23 protein-coding genes are annotated in these 20,067 nt (G+C 55.2%); 7 read left to right on the top strand and 16 right to left on the bottom strand.

Annotation, left to right across the window (positions count from 1 at the left end):
- Window positions 1-9 precede the first annotated feature (9 nt).
- Window positions 10-474, bottom strand: a complete 465-nt coding sequence (locus IB226_RS11310; protein ID WP_192235458.1) for a heme-degrading domain-containing protein — start codon at window positions 472-474, stop codon at window positions 10-12.
- Between the two features lie 82 nt (window positions 475-556).
- Window positions 557-907, bottom strand: coding sequence for a cupin domain-containing protein (locus tag IB226_RS11305; RefSeq protein WP_192235456.1), 351 nt, complete (start codon window positions 905-907; stop codon window positions 557-559).
- A gap of 145 nt (window positions 908-1,052) precedes the next feature.
- Here IB226_RS11305 and glsB point away from each other — a divergent pair, with 145 nt between their 5' ends.
- The 3 genes from glsB (at window position 1,053) to IB226_RS11290 (ending at window position 4,568) form a co-directional block, all read left to right on the top strand.
- Window positions 1,053-1,976 carry a glutaminase B gene (gene glsB, locus IB226_RS11300; protein WP_192235454.1) on the top strand — a complete coding sequence of 308 codons (924 nt, stop codon included), beginning with the start codon at window positions 1,053-1,055 and terminating at the stop codon, window positions 1,974-1,976.
- 366 nt (window positions 1,977-2,342) lie between these two features.
- A complete protein-coding gene (locus IB226_RS11295) occupies window positions 2,343-2,759 on the top strand; it encodes a DUF2946 domain-containing protein (RefSeq protein ID WP_192235452.1) in 417 nt (138 codons plus the stop codon).
- A gap of 72 nt (window positions 2,760-2,831) precedes the next feature.
- The gene (locus IB226_RS11290; RefSeq protein WP_192235450.1) at window positions 2,832-4,568 is read left to right on the top strand and encodes a DUF2534 family protein; all 1,737 of its coding nucleotides are present in this window, start codon (window positions 2,832-2,834) and stop codon (window positions 4,566-4,568) included.
- Window positions 4,569-4,648: 80 nt separating this feature from the next.
- Here IB226_RS11290 and IB226_RS11285 read toward each other — a convergent pair whose 3' ends face one another.
- Both IB226_RS11285 and IB226_RS11280 read right to left on the bottom strand, forming a co-directional pair.
- The gene (locus tag IB226_RS11285) at window positions 4,649-5,665 is read right to left on the bottom strand and encodes an NAD(P)-dependent alcohol dehydrogenase (RefSeq protein WP_008108001.1); all 1,017 of its coding nucleotides are present in this window, start codon (window positions 5,663-5,665) and stop codon (window positions 4,649-4,651) included.
- 122 nt (window positions 5,666-5,787) lie between these two features.
- Window positions 5,788-6,057, bottom strand: a complete 270-nt coding sequence (locus IB226_RS11280) for a hypothetical protein (protein WP_192235448.1) — start codon at window positions 6,055-6,057, stop codon at window positions 5,788-5,790.
- Between the two features lie 280 nt (window positions 6,058-6,337).
- Here IB226_RS11280 and IB226_RS11275 point away from each other — a divergent pair, with 280 nt between their 5' ends.
- A complete protein-coding gene (locus IB226_RS11275; protein WP_192235446.1) occupies window positions 6,338-6,898 on the top strand; it encodes a thioredoxin in 561 nt (186 codons plus the stop codon).
- A gap of 231 nt (window positions 6,899-7,129) precedes the next feature.
- Here IB226_RS11275 and IB226_RS11270 read toward each other — a convergent pair whose 3' ends face one another.
- From IB226_RS11270 to IB226_RS11230, 9 genes are all read right to left on the bottom strand, one after another.
- Complete coding sequence (locus IB226_RS11270) at window positions 7,130-7,603, bottom strand: heme-binding protein (RefSeq protein ID WP_101761138.1); 474 nt, start codon at window positions 7,601-7,603, stop codon at window positions 7,130-7,132.
- 86 nt (window positions 7,604-7,689) lie between these two features.
- Window positions 7,690-8,301, bottom strand: coding sequence for a response regulator transcription factor (locus IB226_RS11265; protein WP_101761139.1), 612 nt, complete (start codon window positions 8,299-8,301; stop codon window positions 7,690-7,692).
- Window positions 8,302-8,305: 4 nt separating this feature from the next.
- Window positions 8,306-9,613 (bottom strand): sensor histidine kinase, encoded by a 1,308-nt coding sequence (locus tag IB226_RS11260; protein ID WP_225608261.1) that lies wholly within the window; start codon window positions 9,611-9,613, stop codon window positions 8,306-8,308.
- Window positions 9,614-9,908: 295 nt separating this feature from the next.
- Window positions 9,909-10,685: an ABC transporter ATP-binding protein gene (locus tag IB226_RS11255; protein ID WP_192235441.1), complete on the bottom strand. Its 777-nt coding sequence runs from the start codon at window positions 10,683-10,685 to the stop codon at window positions 9,909-9,911.
- Window positions 10,682-11,368 carry an ABC transporter permease gene (locus IB226_RS11250; RefSeq protein ID WP_061719022.1) on the bottom strand — a complete coding sequence of 229 codons (687 nt, stop codon included), beginning with the start codon at window positions 11,366-11,368 and terminating at the stop codon, window positions 10,682-10,684. Before IB226_RS11250 ends, IB226_RS11255 begins: the two co-directional genes overlap by 4 nt.
- A 9-nt stretch (window positions 11,369-11,377) precedes the next feature.
- Entirely contained in the window at window positions 11,378-12,097 is a 720-nt protein-coding gene (locus tag IB226_RS11245) for an ABC transporter permease (protein ID WP_192235439.1), read from the bottom strand.
- A 12-nt stretch (window positions 12,098-12,109) separates the two neighbouring features.
- Window positions 12,110-12,958 carry a transporter substrate-binding domain-containing protein gene (locus tag IB226_RS11240; RefSeq protein WP_176970607.1) on the bottom strand — a complete coding sequence of 283 codons (849 nt, stop codon included), beginning with the start codon at window positions 12,956-12,958 and terminating at the stop codon, window positions 12,110-12,112.
- Between the two features lie 16 nt (window positions 12,959-12,974).
- Complete coding sequence (locus tag IB226_RS11235; RefSeq protein WP_192235437.1) at window positions 12,975-14,165, bottom strand: M20 family metallopeptidase; 1,191 nt, start codon at window positions 14,163-14,165, stop codon at window positions 12,975-12,977.
- Between the two features lie 249 nt (window positions 14,166-14,414).
- Window positions 14,415-15,305: a LysR substrate-binding domain-containing protein gene (locus tag IB226_RS11230; protein WP_192235435.1), complete on the bottom strand. Its 891-nt coding sequence runs from the start codon at window positions 15,303-15,305 to the stop codon at window positions 14,415-14,417.
- Window positions 15,306-15,410: 105 nt separating this feature from the next.
- On the opposite strand from IB226_RS11230, the gene IB226_RS11225 reads away from it, so the two are divergent.
- Both IB226_RS11225 and IB226_RS23340 read left to right on the top strand, forming a co-directional pair.
- Window positions 15,411-16,115: an SDR family oxidoreductase gene (locus tag IB226_RS11225; protein ID WP_110867237.1), complete on the top strand. Its 705-nt coding sequence runs from the start codon at window positions 15,411-15,413 to the stop codon at window positions 16,113-16,115.
- 204 nt (window positions 16,116-16,319) lie between these two features.
- Entirely contained in the window at window positions 16,320-16,451 is a 132-nt protein-coding gene (locus tag IB226_RS23340; RefSeq protein ID WP_255421535.1) for a hypothetical protein, read from the top strand.
- Between the two features lies 1 nt (window position 16,452).
- Here the strand turns inward: IB226_RS23340 and IB226_RS11220 are convergent, their stop codons facing one another.
- Window positions 16,453-17,385, bottom strand: a complete 933-nt coding sequence (locus IB226_RS11220) for an AraC family transcriptional regulator (RefSeq protein WP_192235433.1) — start codon at window positions 17,383-17,385, stop codon at window positions 16,453-16,455.
- A gap of 159 nt (window positions 17,386-17,544) precedes the next feature.
- Between IB226_RS11220 and IB226_RS11215 the strand changes: the two genes are divergently transcribed.
- A complete protein-coding gene (locus IB226_RS11215; protein ID WP_192235431.1) occupies window positions 17,545-18,276 on the top strand; it encodes an SDR family oxidoreductase in 732 nt (243 codons plus the stop codon).
- Between the two features lie 42 nt (window positions 18,277-18,318).
- On the opposite strand, the gene IB226_RS11210 is transcribed toward IB226_RS11215, so the two are convergent.
- A complete protein-coding gene (locus tag IB226_RS11210) occupies window positions 18,319-19,008 on the bottom strand; it encodes a DJ-1/PfpI family protein (protein WP_192235430.1) in 690 nt (229 codons plus the stop codon).
- Window positions 19,009-19,057: 49 nt separating this feature from the next.
- Window positions 19,058-20,026, bottom strand: a complete 969-nt coding sequence (gene corA / locus IB226_RS11205; RefSeq protein ID WP_101761767.1) for a magnesium/cobalt transporter CorA — start codon at window positions 20,024-20,026, stop codon at window positions 19,058-19,060.
- Window positions 20,027-20,067 lie beyond the last annotated feature (41 nt).

Raw genomic sequence — 20,067 nt, 5'->3', positions numbered from 1 at the left:
CTAACAAACTCAACGCAGCAGCTGAGCAATCCCCCACAGCGCTAACGCATGATCGTCTTCAGACGGTAAACCGCTGATAGTCACTGCACCGATGATCGCGCCCTGAGAAGTGAGCAGCGGGAAAGAACCACCGTGATCGGTGTAATCTTCCTGGCGGATATTACCCTGCTGCGCCATACGCTCGCCCTTCTGTTCATTCAAAAGTCCCACATACATTGAAGAGTGGCCGGTCAGCAACACGGTATTACGCTTACGACGCATCCATTCCAGGTTTTCTGGGGCGGATCCTGGCAACGCCGCCAGAAACAGCACCTGACCAAACGCATAGACTTCGATAGCCACAGGCGCATTGTCTTCACGCGCGCGCTGCTGGATGCTTTGGCCGAATTGCCAGGCTAAATCGAAGTCAAACTGCGGTAAACGATGCTCGGCTTCCTGCTGCTGCAGGGTTTCTAAGGACGGCAGCGATGACATGATAGAATCCTCTCAATTTGAAATAAATTTTCCATATTTTATATCATGGAACATATTTTTCGCATGTGATGAGGTTCTCACTTCAGATTTCGCTAACCGGAATCGCGCCATAATGCACCGCAAGCCATACCGTTGGGCCGCGGCTGTCCGTCCAGTTGACGCGATGGCGGCAGCCAGCCGGAATCTCGACAAAATCGCCGACCTGCAAATGACGCTCTTGCGCTTCCCCTTCCAGCTGCAATCCTGCCGATCCTTGTAACACAATCACCCATTCACCTTGCGTCTGGCAGTACCAGAAATCGGGTGGACTGGCTTGTCCAGATGAAACGATGCGTTCGATATGCAGATTGGGCTGCGTCAGCAGCGCTTCAAACGTCTCTGCGTTGCCGTTCTGTGCTGCGGCGGGGAAATCGCGAAACAGGTTAGTTATCATCGCGCGGGCTCGACATTTAATGAAATCAGCCCGCACTGTAACGCAGGCTTCACCCAGAAGGCTCACAGAATTTCGCGCCGCCGATTGACGCGCTGCGCGCAAATCACCATCATCCTGGCCAATATTGGTTACACGGAGTGTGAAGGTGTCGGAACTCTGTAATGCATTGCTAGAAGAGATTGTCAGCGAAGTTCGTCCGCTCACCCAGCAGGGAAAAGTGGCGGATTATATTCCGGCGCTGGCCGGCGTGGATGCCGATCAGCTCGGCATCGCCATTTGCACGCCCGACGGACGCTGTTTTCAGGCGGGCGATGCCGCGACGCGCTTCTCCATCCAGTCGATCTCCAAAGTGCTGTCGCTCAGCGTGGCGCTCACCTTGTATGAAGAGGGCGAAATCTGGCAGCGCGTCGGCAAAGAGCCGTCCGGCCAGGCGTTTAACTCGCTGGTGCAGCTGGAGCTGGAACAGGGCAAACCACGTAATCCGTTTATCAATGCCGGTGCGCTGGTGATGTGCGATCTGCTGGAAAGCCGCCTGACCGCGCCGCGTCAGCGCATGCTGGAAATTGTGCGTCGTCTGGCGCAGCAAAACGACATCAATTACGACCGCGTCGTCGCACGCTCTGAATACGAACATTCGGCACGCAATGCCGCCATTGCCTGGCTGATGAAATCCTTTGGCAACTTCCATAACGATGTCAGCAAAGTGATGGAAACCTATTTTCATTACTGCTCGCTGGCGATGAGTTGCGAAGAACTGGCGCGCACCTTCCTCTATCTCGCCAATCATGGCCGCACGCAGGATGATGAATCGGCGGTGATCTCACCGCGCCAGGCACGTCAGGTCAACGCGCTGATGATGACCAGCGGCATGTACGATGGTGCCGGGGAATTCGCCTGGCGCGTGGGCATGCCGGCGAAGTCGGGCGTCGGCGGCGGCATTGTCGCGGTGATCCCCGGTGACATGAGTATCGCCGTCTGGTCGCCGGCGCTGGATCATTCGGGCAACTCTTTAGCGGGCACCGCACTGCTGGAGAAACTTACCGAGCGATTGGGAAGATCGATTTTCTAAAGCGCTCGGAGACTACGGAATCCATCACCGCACAAGCCGTAAGGGCGCGATTTATCGCACAATAGATATATTCAACGGCACAAGGATGCGCACCCTACGAAAACTCGCTAAGTACCCGCATGGTCGCCATGCATGACGACCGACCAGGTCAACCTGCATCAAATAATAAGCGCCATTCATACACGGCCAGCCCTTATGTTTCCGCTCTGTTTTTATCAGGTTGCATTAACGTTAACAGCAGCATCTCTTTAAGTGACTATTTTCAAAAGGTGCGAATTTTTTCTTAAATAGCCTCTATTTTTTTAACCCATCAACGTCAATCGCGTTACACTTCCGCCTCATTTACGGAATCATCCACTAGCAACCATGACGTTTACACATCACTTCCGCCAGCGTTTGACTGCCTGCGTCGCCATTGTGGCGGTGCTGCTGCTGTTCGTCGCGCCGATTGTGTCGAAAACGTTGATGGAGCGTCAAAGCCAGCTACTGGCGATGCCGCAGCACAGCATGATGGATAGCTCAATGAGCCATCATGAAATGATGATGGCGGATATGCCGATGCCCGGCATGAGCCATCACATGATGGACGACGGCGAGTTTGCCTGCGGCTACTGTGATCTGCTGGTGCATGTCCCGCTCTTGATGTGGGTGTTTATTCCGTTTATCTGGCTGATCATGGTGATCTCGCGCGCGCCGCCGCTGCCCCACGTGGTTGCGCCGATTGTGCGTCGCATTAGCAGCATTCATCGTCCGCGCGCCCCGCCTGCACCGCTTTCCTGCTGACCTCATTTATTGCAGCGCACGCTCAGCTTGAGCGCTGTGCTAAGACAATTTCTTTTTGGAAGGAAGACGGCTTTGTCTGCTGCTCACTCTGCAGCACCGCGCGGCGCGGTGCTTAATTTGCTACGTCGCTTACATTTTTATATTGGTCTGTTTGTCGCCCCGTTCATCTTTGTTGCGGCGCTCAGCGGCACGCTTTATGTGTTGACGCCCCAGCTGGAAAACCTGATTTATGCCGATGCGCTAACCGCTGAACCTCAAGGCAACGCGCAGCCGCTGTCCGCACAAATCAGTGCGGCACGCGCCTATGCGGGCGAAAACCAGCACATCTATGCGGTGCGTCCTGCGCCGGGCGCAACGGATACCACGCGCGTGCAGTTCAGCGACGCCACGCTCGGTGCATCACTGTCGCGCGCGGTGTTTATCGATCCCTACAACCTGAAAGTAAAAGGCGATATGCCGGTCTACGGCACCAGCGGCGTGTTGCCGCTGCGCACCACCATCGACTTACTGCACAGCAGCCTGCTGCTTGGCGATTTCGGTCGTAACTACAGTGAACTGGCGGCGTCCTGGCTATGGGTGGCCGCTCTCGGTGGCGTGGTGCTGTGGCTGGGAACGCGTCCGAAACGTAAGCTGAAACAGCCGCGCAGCGGTTTTGCTTTCAGCCGCCACTGGCACATTACGCTCGGTCTGACGCTGGCAATCGGTTTGGTGTTCTTCTCCGTAACCGGCCTGACGTGGTCGCAGTGGGCGGGCGGCAATATCGATCGCATGCGTACCGAACTGAACTGGCTGACGCCACAGGTGAATACTTCGCTCAACAGCGATGCGCCTGCGGCACCGGCCGATCCGCACGCCGATCACATGCCGGATATGGATATGTCGGGCATGAGTATGCCGATGTCGTCGATGACCAAACCGGTGGCAGCGCCCGCCAAACCGGCGCGCAATAACGCCGCTGATGCCGACTGGGATCGCGTGCTAAATGCGGCGCGTCAGGATGGATTGAGCGCGGCGAAGCTCGAACTGCGTCAGCCGAAAAGCGCAGATAAAGCGTGGGCGGTGACGGAGATCGATCGCAGCTGGCCAACGCGAGTCGATGCGGTATCGGTGAATCCGCAGAATTTTAGCGTGTTGGATCACGTCTACTTTGCCAGTTTCCCGCTGGTGGCGAAGCTGACGCGCTGGGGCGTGGATGCGCATATGGGCGTGCTGTTTGGTTTGCCTAATCAGCTGCTGCTGGCGTTCTTTGGCCTCGGCTTATGCAGCATGATCGTGTTCGGTTATCGCATGTGGTGGATTCGTCGGCCAAAAGATGTCGAAGCGAATCCGGCACAAACCCTGACCGAAACCTGGATGGCGCTGCCGCATTACATCAAAGGCGCCTGGTTAATGTTGGCGCTGGCGCTGGGTTATGCGCTGCCGGTGATGGGCGCGAGTTTGCTGGCGTTCCTGCTGCTGGACATCCTGCGCTGGCGCAAACAGCAACGCGCACCGCTGGATGAAGCCGCGCTGCTGGCCTCACAGCAATCTCCGCTGGGCATTATTCGCGCGCGATTTGCCGTGAAGCGTAAAGAGATGCGCTACTTCCTGCGCGGTTTGCTTATTCTGGCGCTGATTGTCGGCACGGTGATGAGCAATGCGATTATCGGCGGCGTTATCGATCAATATGGCATTCCGTTCAGCCATTGGTCGCTGACCATGTACATCACGCAGGGCTTTATGATTGCGTTGTATACCACGGTATTTACCGCGCTGACGTCGATTCCGCTGTGGTATTTCTTCCTCGGCGAAAAGGATGATCGGGGATAAGTGCGTGGAATTTAACGGTGCGCATGAATGCGCACCGTACGACCTAGGGTCGCCATTCATGGCGACCTGGTCATTGAGATTTAAAAATCGGCTTTCAACACTACGCGGTAATTGGCTTTACCCGCGCGTACGTGATCCAGCGCTTCATTGATTTTAGACATCGGGAACTCTTCCACCTGCGGCGCGATATCCGCACGCGATGCCAGTTTCATCAGTGAACGCAGCTGGCCTGGCGAACCGGTAGAGGAACCGGTCACCGCGCGATCGCCCATAATCAAGCTGAACGCCGGCACTTCAAACGGCTTCATCACTGCGCCGACGGTGTGGAATTTACCGTGCGGAGCCAGCGCCTGGAAGTACGGTGCCCAGTCAAGATCCACCGCCACTGTGCTGATGATCAAATCAAACTGACCGGCCAGCGCATTCAGGGCCTGCGGGTCGCGGCTGTTAACCACGCGGTCCGCACCCATCGCTTTGATTGATTCGGTTTTGCTGGCGTTGGAGCTGAATGCCGTCACTTCTGCACCCATCGCACGCAGCAATTTAATCGCCATGTGGCCCAGGCCGCCGATGCCGATCACGCCGACGCGGCTGGTGGCGGTGACATGATGCATCAACAGCGGTTTAAACACGGTGATGCCGCCACACAGCAGCGGACCCGCCGAGGTGTAATCCATCGCTTCCGGCAGCGGGATCACCCATTGCCAGTCGGCGCGCAGATGGCTGGCAAAACCGCCCTTATTCATGATGGTTGGCACCGAACCGTTCTCACAGTTGACGTGCTCGCCATTGATACAGGCATTACAGTGCTGGCAGCTTTTTGCCGTCCAGCCGATGCCCACACGCTGGCCCACTTTCAAGCCTTTATTCTGCGCCGCATCGCCTAACGCACTGATGCGACCAATCACTTCGTGGCCGGCAATCACCGGGAACGAGGAGATGCCCCACTCGTTATCAATCATCGACAAATCTGAGTGACAAACACCGCAGTAATCGACCTCAACCTGCACCTCTTCAGCAGCCAGTTCACCGGCTTCATACTCATGAGGCACTAGCGCTTCACCCGCATTCAAGGCGGCATAACTTTTGATTTTCATTACTGTCCTCTGTATCCATGTTTTTGACAGGGCAAGTCTAGCAGAGCGTGTTTCACGCTCTTGACCATAAATCCGTCACTTAGTCGCTATAGCGCGATTAAACCGCTGAAAAGCATCAAGGGTTAAAGCGGATCGTGATTAAGCGGCGTGCGGTACGCGACGCGCGCCTCTTCAATCAGTTGGCTGGCGGTCACCGTGGGCGGCAAGCGCGTCAGCACTTTGCTCGCTTGCCAGTAACACAACACCATAAGTTCATCGGATTCGCTTTCCGCCATCTCCAGCAGCCGCTCGCGCAAAGTGGGAACGTCCAGCGTTTGGTGTTCATCCATTAACTCGGCAATGGTTTCATTAAGAATCTGATGAATGATTTTCCAGGAGAGATCGGCAAACACATTGAACCTCGATGCTCTTAACGTTTGGCTCCAGGCAAATGAATCAAAAATGCTACAAGTAAGAAGATTGAAACAGGATTAACTATAGCCGCTTATTTTCTGTGCAAGGCGGTTGCAGGCTGAGTTTCTTGTAGCTCGCGGATCTATAATACGATTTTTCTTTCGCCACATTTGCAGCAATCGAATGGCTTTGTAACAAAAAAGCACAAGCCCATGCTGGCTGTTCGCGCCGCGCTTTGCCAAAGTAAGACAACTTTTATCGCTACAACAGGGAATGACCATGAGCCAATCCATCGCATTACACGCCGATCCGCTGGTTTGGGGCCACGGCCCGAAAGTGTTCGAAGTATTTCTGGAACCCACCTGCCCGTTCTCCGTGCGCGCATTCAACAAGCTGGACGCGTTGCTGCAACGGGTGGGCGAAGAGAAGATGACATTAAAAATTCGTTTGCAATCACAGCCGTGGCATATGTATTCCGGCGTGATTGTGCGCTACATCCTTGCCGCCTCAACCTTGCCGGAGGGCAAAGCAGCCGCCAAAAAGGTGCTGCAGGCGGTGGCGGATCATCGTGAAGAGTTCGAGTTTACCGATCATAGCCACGGCCCGAATATGGATGCCACGCCGAATCAGATTCTCGATCGTCTGGAGCAATACAGCGGCGTTAACGCGCGCGAACCTTTTCTGCGTGCCGAGCTGCAGAATGAGATCAAATGGCACAGCAAATACTCGCGGCAAAACGGTATCCACGTTTCACCAACCTTCATCACCAACGGTTTGGTGCAGCTGGATATCGGCAGCGGCGACGAGATTGAATCCTGGGCTAAACGCATCCTCGCTTAACGCCATTGGCCCGTTGCGGCGGGCCTTTAGTATGATTTCGCGATAGATTTTCGCTTGCACTGCTTGCCTTAACTCCGACAATCGCTATCTCTCTAATTATGCTGTCACAGGCACGCGATCGGGCACGGTTGCTTGTCGAACTGCTGCTGTTAACTCGCCGATGCCGCTAATCTGTTTTGCACTGTCGCGCCGTAACTAACCAGGTCGCCATCAATGACGACCTGGTGCGTATTACTGAATGACTTTCAACGCATCCACCGCGCAGGCTTCATCCAAATGGCCGCCCGGTGCGCCGCCGATGCCGATTGCGCCAATCACCTGGTCGCCGCTTTTCACCGGCACACCGCCCGCCAGCAGCAGGAAGCCTGGAATATCACGCATGTTCTGCGCACCAGCATTATTCTGTGCGGCTTCCATCACTTTACCGCTTGGGTTTTTGGTGCTCAGCGCGGTGTAGGCTTTCATCTGGCTGGCTTCAACGGTGTGCGGACCGGCGTTATCCATGCGCTGCACCGCTTTCACCAAACCAGCACGATCCACCACGGTAACCGTGACGTTGTAGTTTTTCGCCGCACACGATTGAACCGCGGCGCTCGCCAGCTTCTGTGCGTCAGCAAGGGACAGGTTGGATTCGGTTAATGCAGCGTGGCTGCCGAAGGATACCAGGGCCGCCGCAGCGGCAATCAGAGAAAGGCGGATGTTCATGTGTCACTCCTGTTTGATAGTGAGTGACACTGTAAAGCGCGGCGGGCAAAAGAAATATTCGGGCGATTACCCGTTCGGCCAGGTAGTTATACCTGGTTCAACTGCTGCCAGGCGTGAATCAACTGTGCGAGATTATTGAGTTCCAGCTTGGCAAACACCGCCGCGCGATGCGCTTCCACGGTGCGCGGTGATAGCGATAAATCACGCGCGATCTCTTTGCTGGTTTGCCCGGCAATCATCAACTGCATCACTTCACTTTCACGCGCCGATAACAGCGCAAACCGCGCCTGCAAACCCTGCTGCGACTGCCAGCGATCGGCACGCTGCTCACTTTCGCTGAATGCCAGATGAATGGTCTCCAACAGCGGTTCTATCTCCAGCGGCTTGGTGTAAAACTCAAATGCGCCCTGACGAAATGCGCGACGACAGGCATCAATGGTGCCGTGACCGGTCATGATGATCACCGGCAGCAGCGGATGGCGATCGCCCTGCTCCGCCAGCCAACTCAGACCGCTAATGCCCGGCATGCGCACATCCAACAGCAAACAGCCGCGCAGCGGTTGTTGCGCCTGCGTAGCCGCTTCAAATGTGGCCAAATCGGCAAAATCGACCACGTCGTAATCCAGCGTTTTAAGCAGAAAACCGAGCGATTCACGCACGGATAAATCATCATCCACTAACCAAACCTTTGCGACCATTCCGTTACTCCGCCAGTTGGAAAATTAAGGTAATCTCCGCGCCGCCTGCAGCGCGATTTGCCAGCCGCAGCTGGCCGTTCATGCGTAACATCAAGCTCTCGACCAGCGTCATGCCTAATCCCATGCTATTGGCGCGCGAGCTGTAAAACGGCATGCAAGCCTGCGCTAATCCTTCCGCCGAGAAGCCGGGACCATTATCGCTAATGATGATTTTGATGCCGTGAGGAATAGGTTCAGATGCCATGTTCACCCATGCATCGGGACGTCCTTGCTGCATGTGAATGGCGTTCTGCAACAGGTTATGGAACACCTGTTCCAGCCATTGGGGATCGCTCAATACTTTTGCCTGACCGTGCTGCCACTGCTGACGCAGCGTGACATCGCCGTCATCCAGTTCCTGTTGCAGCAGCACCGTCACGCGCCGCCAGATGGCTTCCGGATTCACGGCGGTCATCGCCACCGGACGTTCGCTCACGATGTCGCGAAAGCGTTGCAGCAACGCCGCGAGGCGCTCGGTTTGCAGGTTCATCGCGTTGAGCGCCTGCGGCAGATTCTCGTACTTGCCCTGTTTCAGCAGCAGCTCACTGCTGTGCAGCCAGGTGTTGATGGCTGTCAGCGGCTGATTAATTTCATGAATGATGCCAGCGGTAAACTCGCCCAATGCTTCACGTCGCGTCCGCTGGAAATAGTCCGCGCGCAGGCGCATCTCCACGTGCTGACGCCAGTGACGCAGCAGCCACCAGCCTAAACCGCCAATTACCAGCCATGCCAGCAGCGCCAGCATAAATGGCAGCGCATGCAGCGCACGCCAGTCGGGATTGGCGCTGCCTTTCAGCAAGAATGGCTGATAGTGATTGATGAACGGCCGCTGCCATTGCCAGCGCGCGGTGTCCGAATAGTTCACCGTTTGCATGGCGGGCGGTGCGTGGATATGAAAAGCCAGCGCCAGCGCCACATCCGAGGTTTGCAGGGCAAAATGCAAATCGATCAGCATGCGAATCTGGCGGTAAGGATTGTAGAGCCAATAGCGACCACCGCTTACTTCTTCAAAACGCGGCGCGGTTAACGGACGATTTACGGTGTGTTCCAACAGGACAAGCTGGGGGAATTTGCTCTGCAAAGAGGCGAGTTCCTCATCGCCATTCAGCAGCGGCAACAGCGTTTCATTCTGCGTTTGATAGGCGGCGAGACGGTTAAACTGCTGATTAAATTGCGCCTTGCCGACACGCTGCTGCTGCAAAATTTGATCGGTAAATAACGCTATCAAGGTGATCAGCGTTAACAGCAGCCAGACCAGCCAATACCTTTTCATCCATGGTCGGTAAGTGTGCGGCATAGAGTTCCGTGGTTATGCAGTAAAGAAGTACTCCAGTAAAGGAGGCCTGACTAAAGTCAAACGTTTTAACCCGCGCCGTAGAGGGATTCAACGACTTTTCCCGGTCGTCGCGTGTTTTCAGAAGTGTGCCTGGCGCGTGGTTGCTGCTATCCGGACCACCCGTTGCTAGAGCAATGGCTTCAATTAGGAAGAAATTTAGGTAAAACATGAGACGCAGAAGAAATGCACCAGCTCACTCTCGTTGCTGGTGCGAAGGGAAATGAAACTGTTGTTAACTATTGCGCTGTAAGTGGCTACTCACAAATGCGCGACAGCGCGCGGAGAGGGGATCGCTGAACACCTGCTGCGGCGAACCGGCTTCCTCAATCTTGCCCTGATGCAGGAACACCGCTTTGTTCGAGACATCGCGTGCAAAGCCCATTTCGTGTGTGACGATGATCATGGTGCGCCCCTCTTCCGCCAGGCTACGAATCACGCGCAACACTTCGCCTACCAGCTCAGGATCAAGCGCGGAGGTTGGCTCATCAAACAGAATGGCTTTCGGCTGCTGCGCCAGCGCACGGGCAATCGCCACGCGCTGTTGCTGACCACCCGAAAGCTGCGATGGCCACGCGTTACGCTTCTCGTACAATCCCACTTTTTGCAGCAGCGCTTCGGCCTCTTCAATCGCCTCTTTACTGCTGCGCTTCTGCACATGAATTGGCGCTTCGATGATGTTCTGCAGCACGGTTTTGTGCGGCCACAGGTTGAAGCTCTGGAAGACAAAACCGAGCTGCATACGCATCAGCTTGATACGGCGCTGCTGCTCGCGGCTCAGCTTCTCATCGGGATTATCGATAGTGACCACTTCGTCACCCACCGCGATTTCCCCGCCCTGCGGCACTTCTAAAAATGGAATGCAGCGCAATAAGGTACTCTTGCCAGAGCCGCTGGCACCAATCAGCGAAATCACGTCGCCATCCTGGGCCGTCAGGCTAATATCGTGCAGCACTTCGTGCCCGCTATAACTTTTTCTGAGATGACTCAGGGCAATAGTGGGTTTACTCATGGACGTGCTCCAACGTGATAAGGGGACAAACGGCGCTCCAGCAGCGCCACCGCTTTACTCACCAGCACGGTCAGTAGCAGATAGATAATCGCCGCGCTAATAAACACCTCCAGCGCGCGGAAGGTCTCAGAGACGATTGAATCAGCGATGCCGGTCATCTCCATCAAACTGATGGTGCTGACCAGCGAGGTCGATTTGATCATCGAGATAATTTCATTGCTGTAAGCCGGTAATGCCTGACGTACCGCCAGCGGCAGCGTAATGCGGCGCAGCGTGGTGAAGCGCGACATACCGCTCACTTTGGCAGCTTCCAGCGACTGCACGCTCACTGCGTTTAACCCGCCGCGCAGAATCTCCGAGGTGTAAGCCGCATCGTTAAGGATTAATGCAATCAAACCGCACCAGTAAGGATCGCGCAGCAGCGGCCACAGCACGCTTTCGCGCACCGCCGGCAAGCTACCAAGGCCGTAATAGATCATGAAGATCTGAATCAGCAGCGGCGTGCCGCGAAACACCCAGACATAAAAGCGCGTAACGTAGCTACCAAAGCGGTTCTGCCGCAGTAGATTGAGCAGCAGCGCCAATACGCCGCCGCCCAACAGTGACAGCAGCGCCAGATTCAGCGTCAGCGGCAGGCCGCGCAGCAGTGCAGCTAAGGTGTGCTGCAGGAAAGTGACATCCATCGTGGCTCCTTACAACCGCGCGCGTTGTTGCCCGCGCATGGCCACTTTTTCCACATAGCGGAAAACAAAATCGGAACAGGTGGTGATGATCAAATAGATCACCGCGCCAACGCTGTAGAAGAAGAACGGCATTTGCGTCGAGTTGGAGGCGGTGGAGATCTGGTTCATGGTTTCCACCAAACCGGTGACCGAAACCAGCGCCGACTCCTTGATCACCGATTGCCACTGATTGCCCATGCCCGGCAGCGCGGTTTTCAGCGCCTGCGGCACGATCATGCGGCGGAACAGCATCAAACGGCCCATGCCCGTAACCGTTGCGGCTTCCAGCGTCCCTTTCGGGATCGCGTAAAATGCACCGCGGAACACGCTACTTTGATATGCGCCGGAGATCAGGCCAATGGCAATCGCGCCGGCGACAAAGCCGTTCACGTCGAACGGACCTTGCAAGCCGAGACTTTCCCCGATAAACGACACCACCTGACGTCCACCAAAATAGAACAGGTAGATCACTAGTAACTCCGGCACACCACGTAACAGCGTGATGTAGCCGTTGGCGAGCCGCTGCTGCCAGCGCCCGCCAGCAATCTGCATCCAACACAGCAGGCTGCCAAGGATTGCGCCCAGCAGCCATGCACACAATGAAACGGTGACGGTTACCGTGGCGGCGTTAAGCAACACGCCGCCCCAACCTTCGTCACCAAAACCTAAGATTTGCCAATCAATAGCCATAAGCGCCTGGAATTACTCTTTAGGTGCGACGTTTTCGCCGAACCATTTTTCAGACAGCTGCTTCAGCGTGCCATCTTTGATCATGGAATTTAACGCCGAATCCAGCGCCGCTTTCAGCTCCGGATTGTTTTTCTGAATCGCGATAGCTGAACCCTGGCCCAACACGCCGCCCGAGAAACCGTAACCAGTGCTGTTCACCGTATCCGCATGCTTTTTCACATAGGCATTCAGGTTAGTGCGTGATGCCATGACCGCATCAACGCGGCCATTCAGCAGATCGGCGAAGGTTTCCGGGCCGGCCTGATACGTGCGAATCGTCGCCACATCCGCCAGATATTTGTTGAGGAAGTCCGCCTGAATGGTAGCAACCTGCACCGCAATGGTTTTGCCTTTGAATTTGGCTTTCAGCGCATCGATAGATTTGGTCATCGCGGCTTCGTCATCCGCCAGCACCACTTCGCCATTGCCTGGCAAGGTATCAACCGCGCTGCCCTTCAGGGTGACGAAACCTGAAACACTGACGGTGTACTGGCGGGAGAAATCTACCACTTCTTCACGCTTCGGCGTGACGGTCACGGCATCGATTACCGCGTCATATTTGCCGTCGACTAAACCCGGAATCATACCGGACCATTTCTGTGCCACGATTTCGTATTTGAAACCGGCTCGTTTAGCGATTTCAGCCACCATATCCGGCTCATAACCGACGATTTTGCCGTTCGGCGTAGATTGGTTGAATGGCGGATAAGCGGCTTCGGTGGCGAATTTCAGCGTGCCAAAATCTTTTGCCTGCACCAGAGCGGAAGAGGCAAGCAGCAGCATGCCCACGGAAGCGGTAAACAGTCCTTTACGCATCATCATAAAACCTCGAAGTTCGTTATTTTGAGAGTAAATCAATGGCTAAACGGGCTAATGCCTGCGTGCCGGCATGGATACTGCGCTCGTCGGGTTGGTAATCCGAATTATGCAGATGGTCGTCGCGTCCCGGTGCACCGGATCCAATGTGGATTTGGCAACCTGGCGCGCGCTCGGTAAACAGCGAGAAATCTTCGGCACCAAAGCTGGCGCTCGGTTTGGCGATAATCGCTTTACCAAACTGATGCGACAAAATCGGTTCCAGCACATCAATCAACGCATCGTCGTTCATCAACGGCGGTACACCGCGCTGATAATTGACCTCAACGCGCACATTCAGCGACAGCGCGACGCCCGCGCAGATACGTTTGAACGCCTCTTCAATGTGCGCACGCGCCGCCGGTGATTTGGCGCGCACTGTGCCCTGAATCAGGCAGCTATCGGAAATAATATTGTGAGTGGTGCCGCCATGAATATGGCCGATGGTCAGCACCGCTGAATTGGCGGGATCGAGTTCGCGCGAAATAATGGTTTGCAGCTGGCTCACCAGATTGACGGCAGCAATGATCGGATCGGTTCCCATGTGCGGACGGGCCGCGTGCGTTGATTTACCGTGCACTACCACATCAAACTCATCGCTGGAAGCGGTGCTGGCGCCGCGCGTTAGGCCGATTTCACCGGCGGCCAGTTCCGGTTTGTTGTGCAGCGTGACGGCCAGATCGACGCCATCTGCGGCGCCATCAGCGATCATCGCTTCGGCCCCGCTATTGGGCGTCTCTTCTGCTGGCTGGAAAATCAAACGTAACGTGCCATGCAGCTGCGCGCGATAGTGCGGCACTATCGCCGCCACGCCGAGCATCGTCGCGGTGTGAATATCGTGGCCGCAGGCGTGCATTTTGCCGGGATAGTGGCTGCTGAAAGGTAAGCCGGTTTGTTCGTGGATTGGCAACGCATCCATATCCGCGCGTAACAGCACGGTTTTACCGGGATGCGCGCCGACAATATCAACCATCACGCCACTTCTGCCAACGCCGGTTTGCGGCGTCAGACCCAGGCGCAGCAGTTCCTGCTCAACGATGTGTGCAGTGCGGACGGTGTCGAAACCCAGCTCCGGATGCGCGTGTATATCACGGCGGATGGCGATGAGATGCGCCTGCATGCTTTCACTTTTGGCGCTGATGTCCCTGGCTAAAACATCTTTATAATCGGTCATATGCAAAGATCTTTTTCAGGCGTAAACCTGGCCTTTATGGCATTTTTATTAAAATTGACTCCGTATTTATTCACAGCCCCCGGCAGAATGCAACGCGCAATCCGTTGCTTTACTTGCTGAATTTTCGCGATATTTTGCTAATTCACTGCCTTGACAGGATAAAACCCCATGTCTGCATCATTAAGCAGTTATAACATTCATGATTCTGCGTGGATCATCAGTTTTACTGATTTCGTTATTGAACAAATATCAGCCGCTAACCTGCGCTAAAAGCCAATCGCGCACCGCCATCACCGACGCCTGCTGGCGCGGACGGCGCGGCCACACCAGATACCAACCGGCATCCAGGGTCATTTGCTGCGTAAACGCGGGCACCAACCGTCCGCTGGTGAGATCGTTCTGCACGAAATGCGGGCTGGTGAGCGCAATGCCCTGCCCGCTGATCGCCGCTTCCAGCGCCAGCGCGGTTTGATTGAAACGCAGGTGATGCTGATGATGCAGCGATAAATTCGGGAAGGTAAACGCGAGAAATGCAGGCCACAGATGGTGACCATCGTGCAACAAGGCGTAGCGCTGAAAGTTGTCGCTTGCTGCCGGATCGCCAAGCTCGGCTAACAGCGCAGGACTCACCACCGCTAATACCGTTTGGCTAAACAGCAAAGTGGCATCAAGACCCGCGCCAAACGGTGGCCTGCCATAACGCACCGCTAGATCGACGCCTTCATGATGAAACTGCACCAGCCGCTCAGAAGCCAACACGCGCAGATCGATATCCGGCCATGCGGTGGTAAAGCCCGGTAAACGCGGCAACATCCAGCGACTGGCAAAGGTGGGTGTAACGCTCAGCGTTAAGCGATTCGGTTCTGGTCGCAGCGTGCGCGTGGCTTCATCGATCAATTCAAATGCCTGACGAATGCTGACCGCATAGCCCGCACCCGCGCCGGTCAGCGCCAGCGTGCGCGGCAATCGATCAAACAATTTCAGTCCAAGGCTGGCTTCCAGAGCACGAATTTGCTGCGCCACCGCGCCCTGTGTGACGCCTAACTCTTCCGCCGCCAGGCGAAAGTTAAGATGGCGCGTCACCGCTTCAAAGACTTTCAACGCATTGAGCGGCGGTAGTTCGCTGAATCCCTGACTCATCCTGTAGTTTTCCTATCGTCAATTGGCAAACAGACTGACTCTCTGCTGCCAAAATTACCTTTTATACTGGTTTTAATCGATTTTTAATTAACAGGAAGATTAATGATGACAGTAGAAAAAGTTGCAATAATCGTCGCCGGTGGCAGCGGCATGGGTGCAGCAGCAGCCGAGAAACTGGCAAGCGATGGCTATAAAGTGGCAATCCTCTCCTCCTCCGGCAAAGGTGAAGCGCTGGCGGAGCGTCTGGGCGGTTTGGGCGTGACCGGTTCTAATCAGTCGGTAGCGGATTTGCAGAAGCTGGTGGATCAAACGCTGGCGCGCTGGGGCCGAATAGATGTGCTGGTGAACAGCGCCGGTCATGGTCCGCGCGCGCCGATTTTGGCGTTAACCGATGAGCAGTGGCAGCTTGGCATGGAAACCTATTTTTTAAATGTGGTACGCGCCACGCGTCTGGTCACGCCAATTATGCAGAAACAAGGCGGCGGCAGCATTATCAACATCTCCTCCGCGTGGACGTTTGAGCCAACCGATATGTTCCCGACCTCAGCGGTGTTCCGCGCCGGCCTGGCATCCTTCACCAAAATCTTTGCTGATGCCTACGCGGCCGATAACATCCGCATCAACAATGTGCTGCCCGGTTGGATCGACAGCTTGCCGAAAACCGATGAACGTCGGGATAGCGTGCCATTGCAGCGTTACGGTACGTCTGAAGAAGTGGCGGCGACCATCGCCTTCCTGGCTTCACCTGGCGCGGCCTATATTACCGCTCAGAATATTCGTGTTGATGGTGGCGTGACGCGCAACGTTTAGCGAGTAAATGCGTAGTGTTCAGCCGCTCAGGGATCAGCGCCCTGCGCGGCTTTTCTTTTATTTATGGTTTACATTCCAGACCAAAAACAAGACTGGTCTCGTCGATTTCATTACCTCATAAAAGACAGAATAATCTGATTCGCTGACAGGGATTTCTTACTTCAGCCAACGAACTTTCTTCTTAAATTCTGATTTGAGGTCGCAATGCAATCGATTTTACGTTCACGTTTCTCTTCTTTTCTGACAGTTGAACGCCGTGTAGTTTGGCAAATGATGTTTACCGGCTGCGCGGTATTCTGGATTTTGATGGTCGTCGCCATCATGAGCATTCGCTAAGCTAATGCGCCTGTAATCGGCCGGACAGCTGCTCCGGCGGTAACAACTCAAACGCCCGCCTCATCTCCCGCGCCTCTTCTGCCGGACTGCGACCAAACAGCCTCTTGAACTCACGATTAAACTGCGAATCACTTTCATAGCCGACGCGCGCTGCGGCACCTGCGGCGGTAAGATTGTCGCGGATCATCATCAGACGCGCCTGATGCAATCGCAGCGATTTTAGATATTGAATCGGCGAGGTTTGCGTCACCGTTTTGAAATGCAGATGGAAGCGCGGCACGCTCATCCCGGCTTCATTCGCCAGATGCGGCACATCCAGCGGCTGACGCCAGTCGGCATGTATGCGCTGCAAAGCCCGTGCGATACGACCAAAATGGCCTTGATAAGTTAACGCTGCACGCACTGCGCCACCCTGATCGCCCATTAATACGCGAAAACAGATCTCCTCGACCCGCGCGGGCCCCAACACTTTGGCTTCAAGCGGATCGCTCAACGCTTCCAGTAAACGCAGTGTGCTCTGCGCCAGGGTTTCATTGATTGGTGTAGAGATGATGCCCGCCGGCGCAGCGGTTACCGCCAATTCACTGCTGGCCAGCTGCGCCACCAGCCGCGCCACCATGGCAACATCCAGACGAATCGCGATGCCCAGCAGCGGCTCTTCTGACGTGGCTTCCGTCTCGGCAGAAAACGGCAGCGGCACTGACAACACCAGATAGTGCTGCGCATCATAGCGATACATCTTGTCGGCGAGGAAAGCTCGTTTTGATCCCTGGCAAATAATAATGATGCTCGGCTCATACAGTACCGGCGTGCGCGCCCACTGCCGATCGGCCCGCATAAAGCGCACGCTATCAAGCAGTGATTCGGTATAGCCTTCCTGACGCGCCAGCTGGCTGAGTAAAGCGCAGGTGCGCTGTTGCACGGATTGCGACATAAATAATTTCCACTGAGATATTCAGGCAAAGCATAGCCATCAAGCTGCTGTTTGCACAATGCACGCGAGAGGATCAGGCAAAGATGCGCCACAATCCGGTCTGTTGCGCATTGCGTGATTTATCAACAATAGCCTCGTCAATTCAACGAGGAATGCATCATGAACACAGCGAAGAAAGTGATTATTTTGACAGGTGCCAGCAGCGGCATAGGCGAAGGCATTGCACGTCATCTGGCGCAGCAAGGCCATCAACTGGTGCTTGGCGCGCGCCGCACCGATCGTCTGCAAGCGTTAAGTGAAGCGCTGCGTTTTGGCGGCGCGAACGTGGATTATCTCGCCACCGACGTCACCCAACGCGCTGATATCCAGCAGCTGGCCGATTTTGCACGGGAAAAATATGGCCGTATTGATGTGATGATCAACAATGCCGGCGTCATGCCGCTGTCACCCATGAGTTCAATGAAAGTCGATGAATGGGACTTGATGCTCGACGTCAATGTTCGCGGCGTGCTGTATGGCATTGCGGCGGTGCTGCCGACCATGCAAGCGCAGCAGTTTGGTCACATTATTAATATCGCCTCGGTTGGCGCGCTAACCGTTTCGCCGACCGCCGCCGTTTACTGCGCGACTAAATTCGCCGTACGCGCGATTTCCGATGGCCTGCGTCAGGAGTCGCAACATCTGCGGGTTACAGTGATCAATCCCGGCGTAGTTGAATCTGAACTGGCGGATAGCATCACCGATAGCACCGCGCGTGAAGCGATGAAAAGCTATCGCCAGATCGCGCTCAAGCCAGCAGCGATTGCCAAAGCGGTGAGTTGGGCCATTGAACAGCCTGGCGAGGTGGATATCAGTGAAATCACCGTGCGCCCTACTGCCAGCGCACATTAAGCAGTAACAACCGTGGCGATTTCAGGCTGAAATCGCCAGCTTTCACTCCTCGTGGTAGAGCCGCGCAGCGGCACTTTCTGTCGCCGCACGTCGACGAGCAATAAAATCCTGCATCTGGCTTTTTGCCTCGGCCAAACGTTGCGGCGAGGCGCTGCGCGGTGAACCTGAATGGAATGGCGGCGCCGGATCGTACTCCATCTGCAGCTGGATATTTTCTGCGATTTCACGTCCAAGCAGCTCTTCCGCTACGGTTAACGCAAAATCAATACCCGAGGTGACGCCCGCGCCAGTGATGCGGTTGCGATCGCGCACAACGCGTTCGGCTACCGGCGTGGCACCGAGCAGGCTAAGCTGATCAAGCGAACCCCAATGCGACGTCGCGCGATATCCCTGCAACAATCCCGCAGCACCTAACACCAACGAACCAGTACACACCGAAGTTACCCACTTGGCGTTCTCCGCCATACGACGGACAAAATCCAGCGTTTCGTCATCGTCCATCAGCGCAATTTGTCCGGGACCGCCGGGAATGCAGATCAAGTCGAGTTGCGGGCAATCGGTAAAGGTCACGGTGGGTACGATCGCCAGACCTCGATCTGACATCACCGGCTGGCGATCTTTCCAAATCAGATAATTGTTAGCGTTGGGCATGCGGGCAAACACTTCCCACGGACCGGTGAGATCGAGCTGCGTGAGGTTGGGGAACAGCAGCAGACCAATATTAAAGGACATCTTTCGCTCCAGATCGCAGGAAGTTGTAAAAAATGCAGGCATTCAGCGGTTAAAGCCAACCGGCCTTTTTCAGCCGCCACCACATCACGCAGCAGATAACAACAGTAATGCCCACCACGGCGGGATAGCCAAAGTGCGTGTGCAACTCCGGCATATCGGGGAAGTTCATACCGTACATACTGAAAATGATGGTGGGTACAATCAGGATCGCCCCCCAACCGGCGAGCTTTTTGTTTACTTCGCTTTGCTGCACCGACACCAGCGCCAGATTCACCTGCATCGCGCTGGTGAGCATTTCGCGCATGTCTTCCGCATCGATCATCACGTGATGCGCGTGGTCCTGTACGTCACGCAGATAGGCGCGCAGATTTTTCGGGATGATATCTTCGTGGAAGCGCACCAGCTGCTGGCAGATTTCCGTCACCGGCAGCGCCGCATTGCGTAGCGCCAGCAGTTCACGGCGCAGGTGATAAACGTTTTGCAACGCGTCGCTGTCAAAACGCGTAGTAAACATGCCCTGTTCCAGCCCGCCAATGCGATCGTTAAGTGATTCGGTGATTTTGCTGTAGTTATCGACGATGAAATCGAGGATGCAATAGAGCGCATAACCCGGACCTTCACACAGTAATGCGTGGTTCTTTTCGGCTTTGGTGCGGATGTCAGCATAACCTTCCGATGAACCGTGACGCACGGTGATCAGGAAGTTTTTGCCAAGGAAGAAGTGGGTTTCGCCGAAAGTGATGCGCTGCAAATCGTCCATGTGCGCGGTTTTTACCACAATAAATACCGAATCGCCGTACTGCTCAATCTTTGGTCGCTGATGCGCCACCAGCGCATCTTCAATCGCCAGTTCGTGCAGGCTGAACTCCTGCTGCAGCGTCTGCATAAAAGCCGGTTCTGGTTGGTACAAACCCATCCAGACGAAGGATTTCTCTTCTTTTAATACTTCACTAATATCAGCGATGTCGACATGCTCTTCACGCTTACCGTGGCGATACGCTACGCAATTAATGACCATATTCGCGCCGTCCTTGTTGTTTTCACTTTTTTTCATTTTAG

The organism is Pantoea sp. PNT03, from assembly GCF_014852515.1.
GTDB classification, from domain to species: domain Bacteria; phylum Pseudomonadota; class Gammaproteobacteria; order Enterobacterales; family Enterobacteriaceae; genus Pantoea; species Pantoea leporis.
The sequence above is the reverse complement of the archived record's forward strand: the minus strand, read 5'-3'. Positions and strand labels throughout refer to the sequence as shown.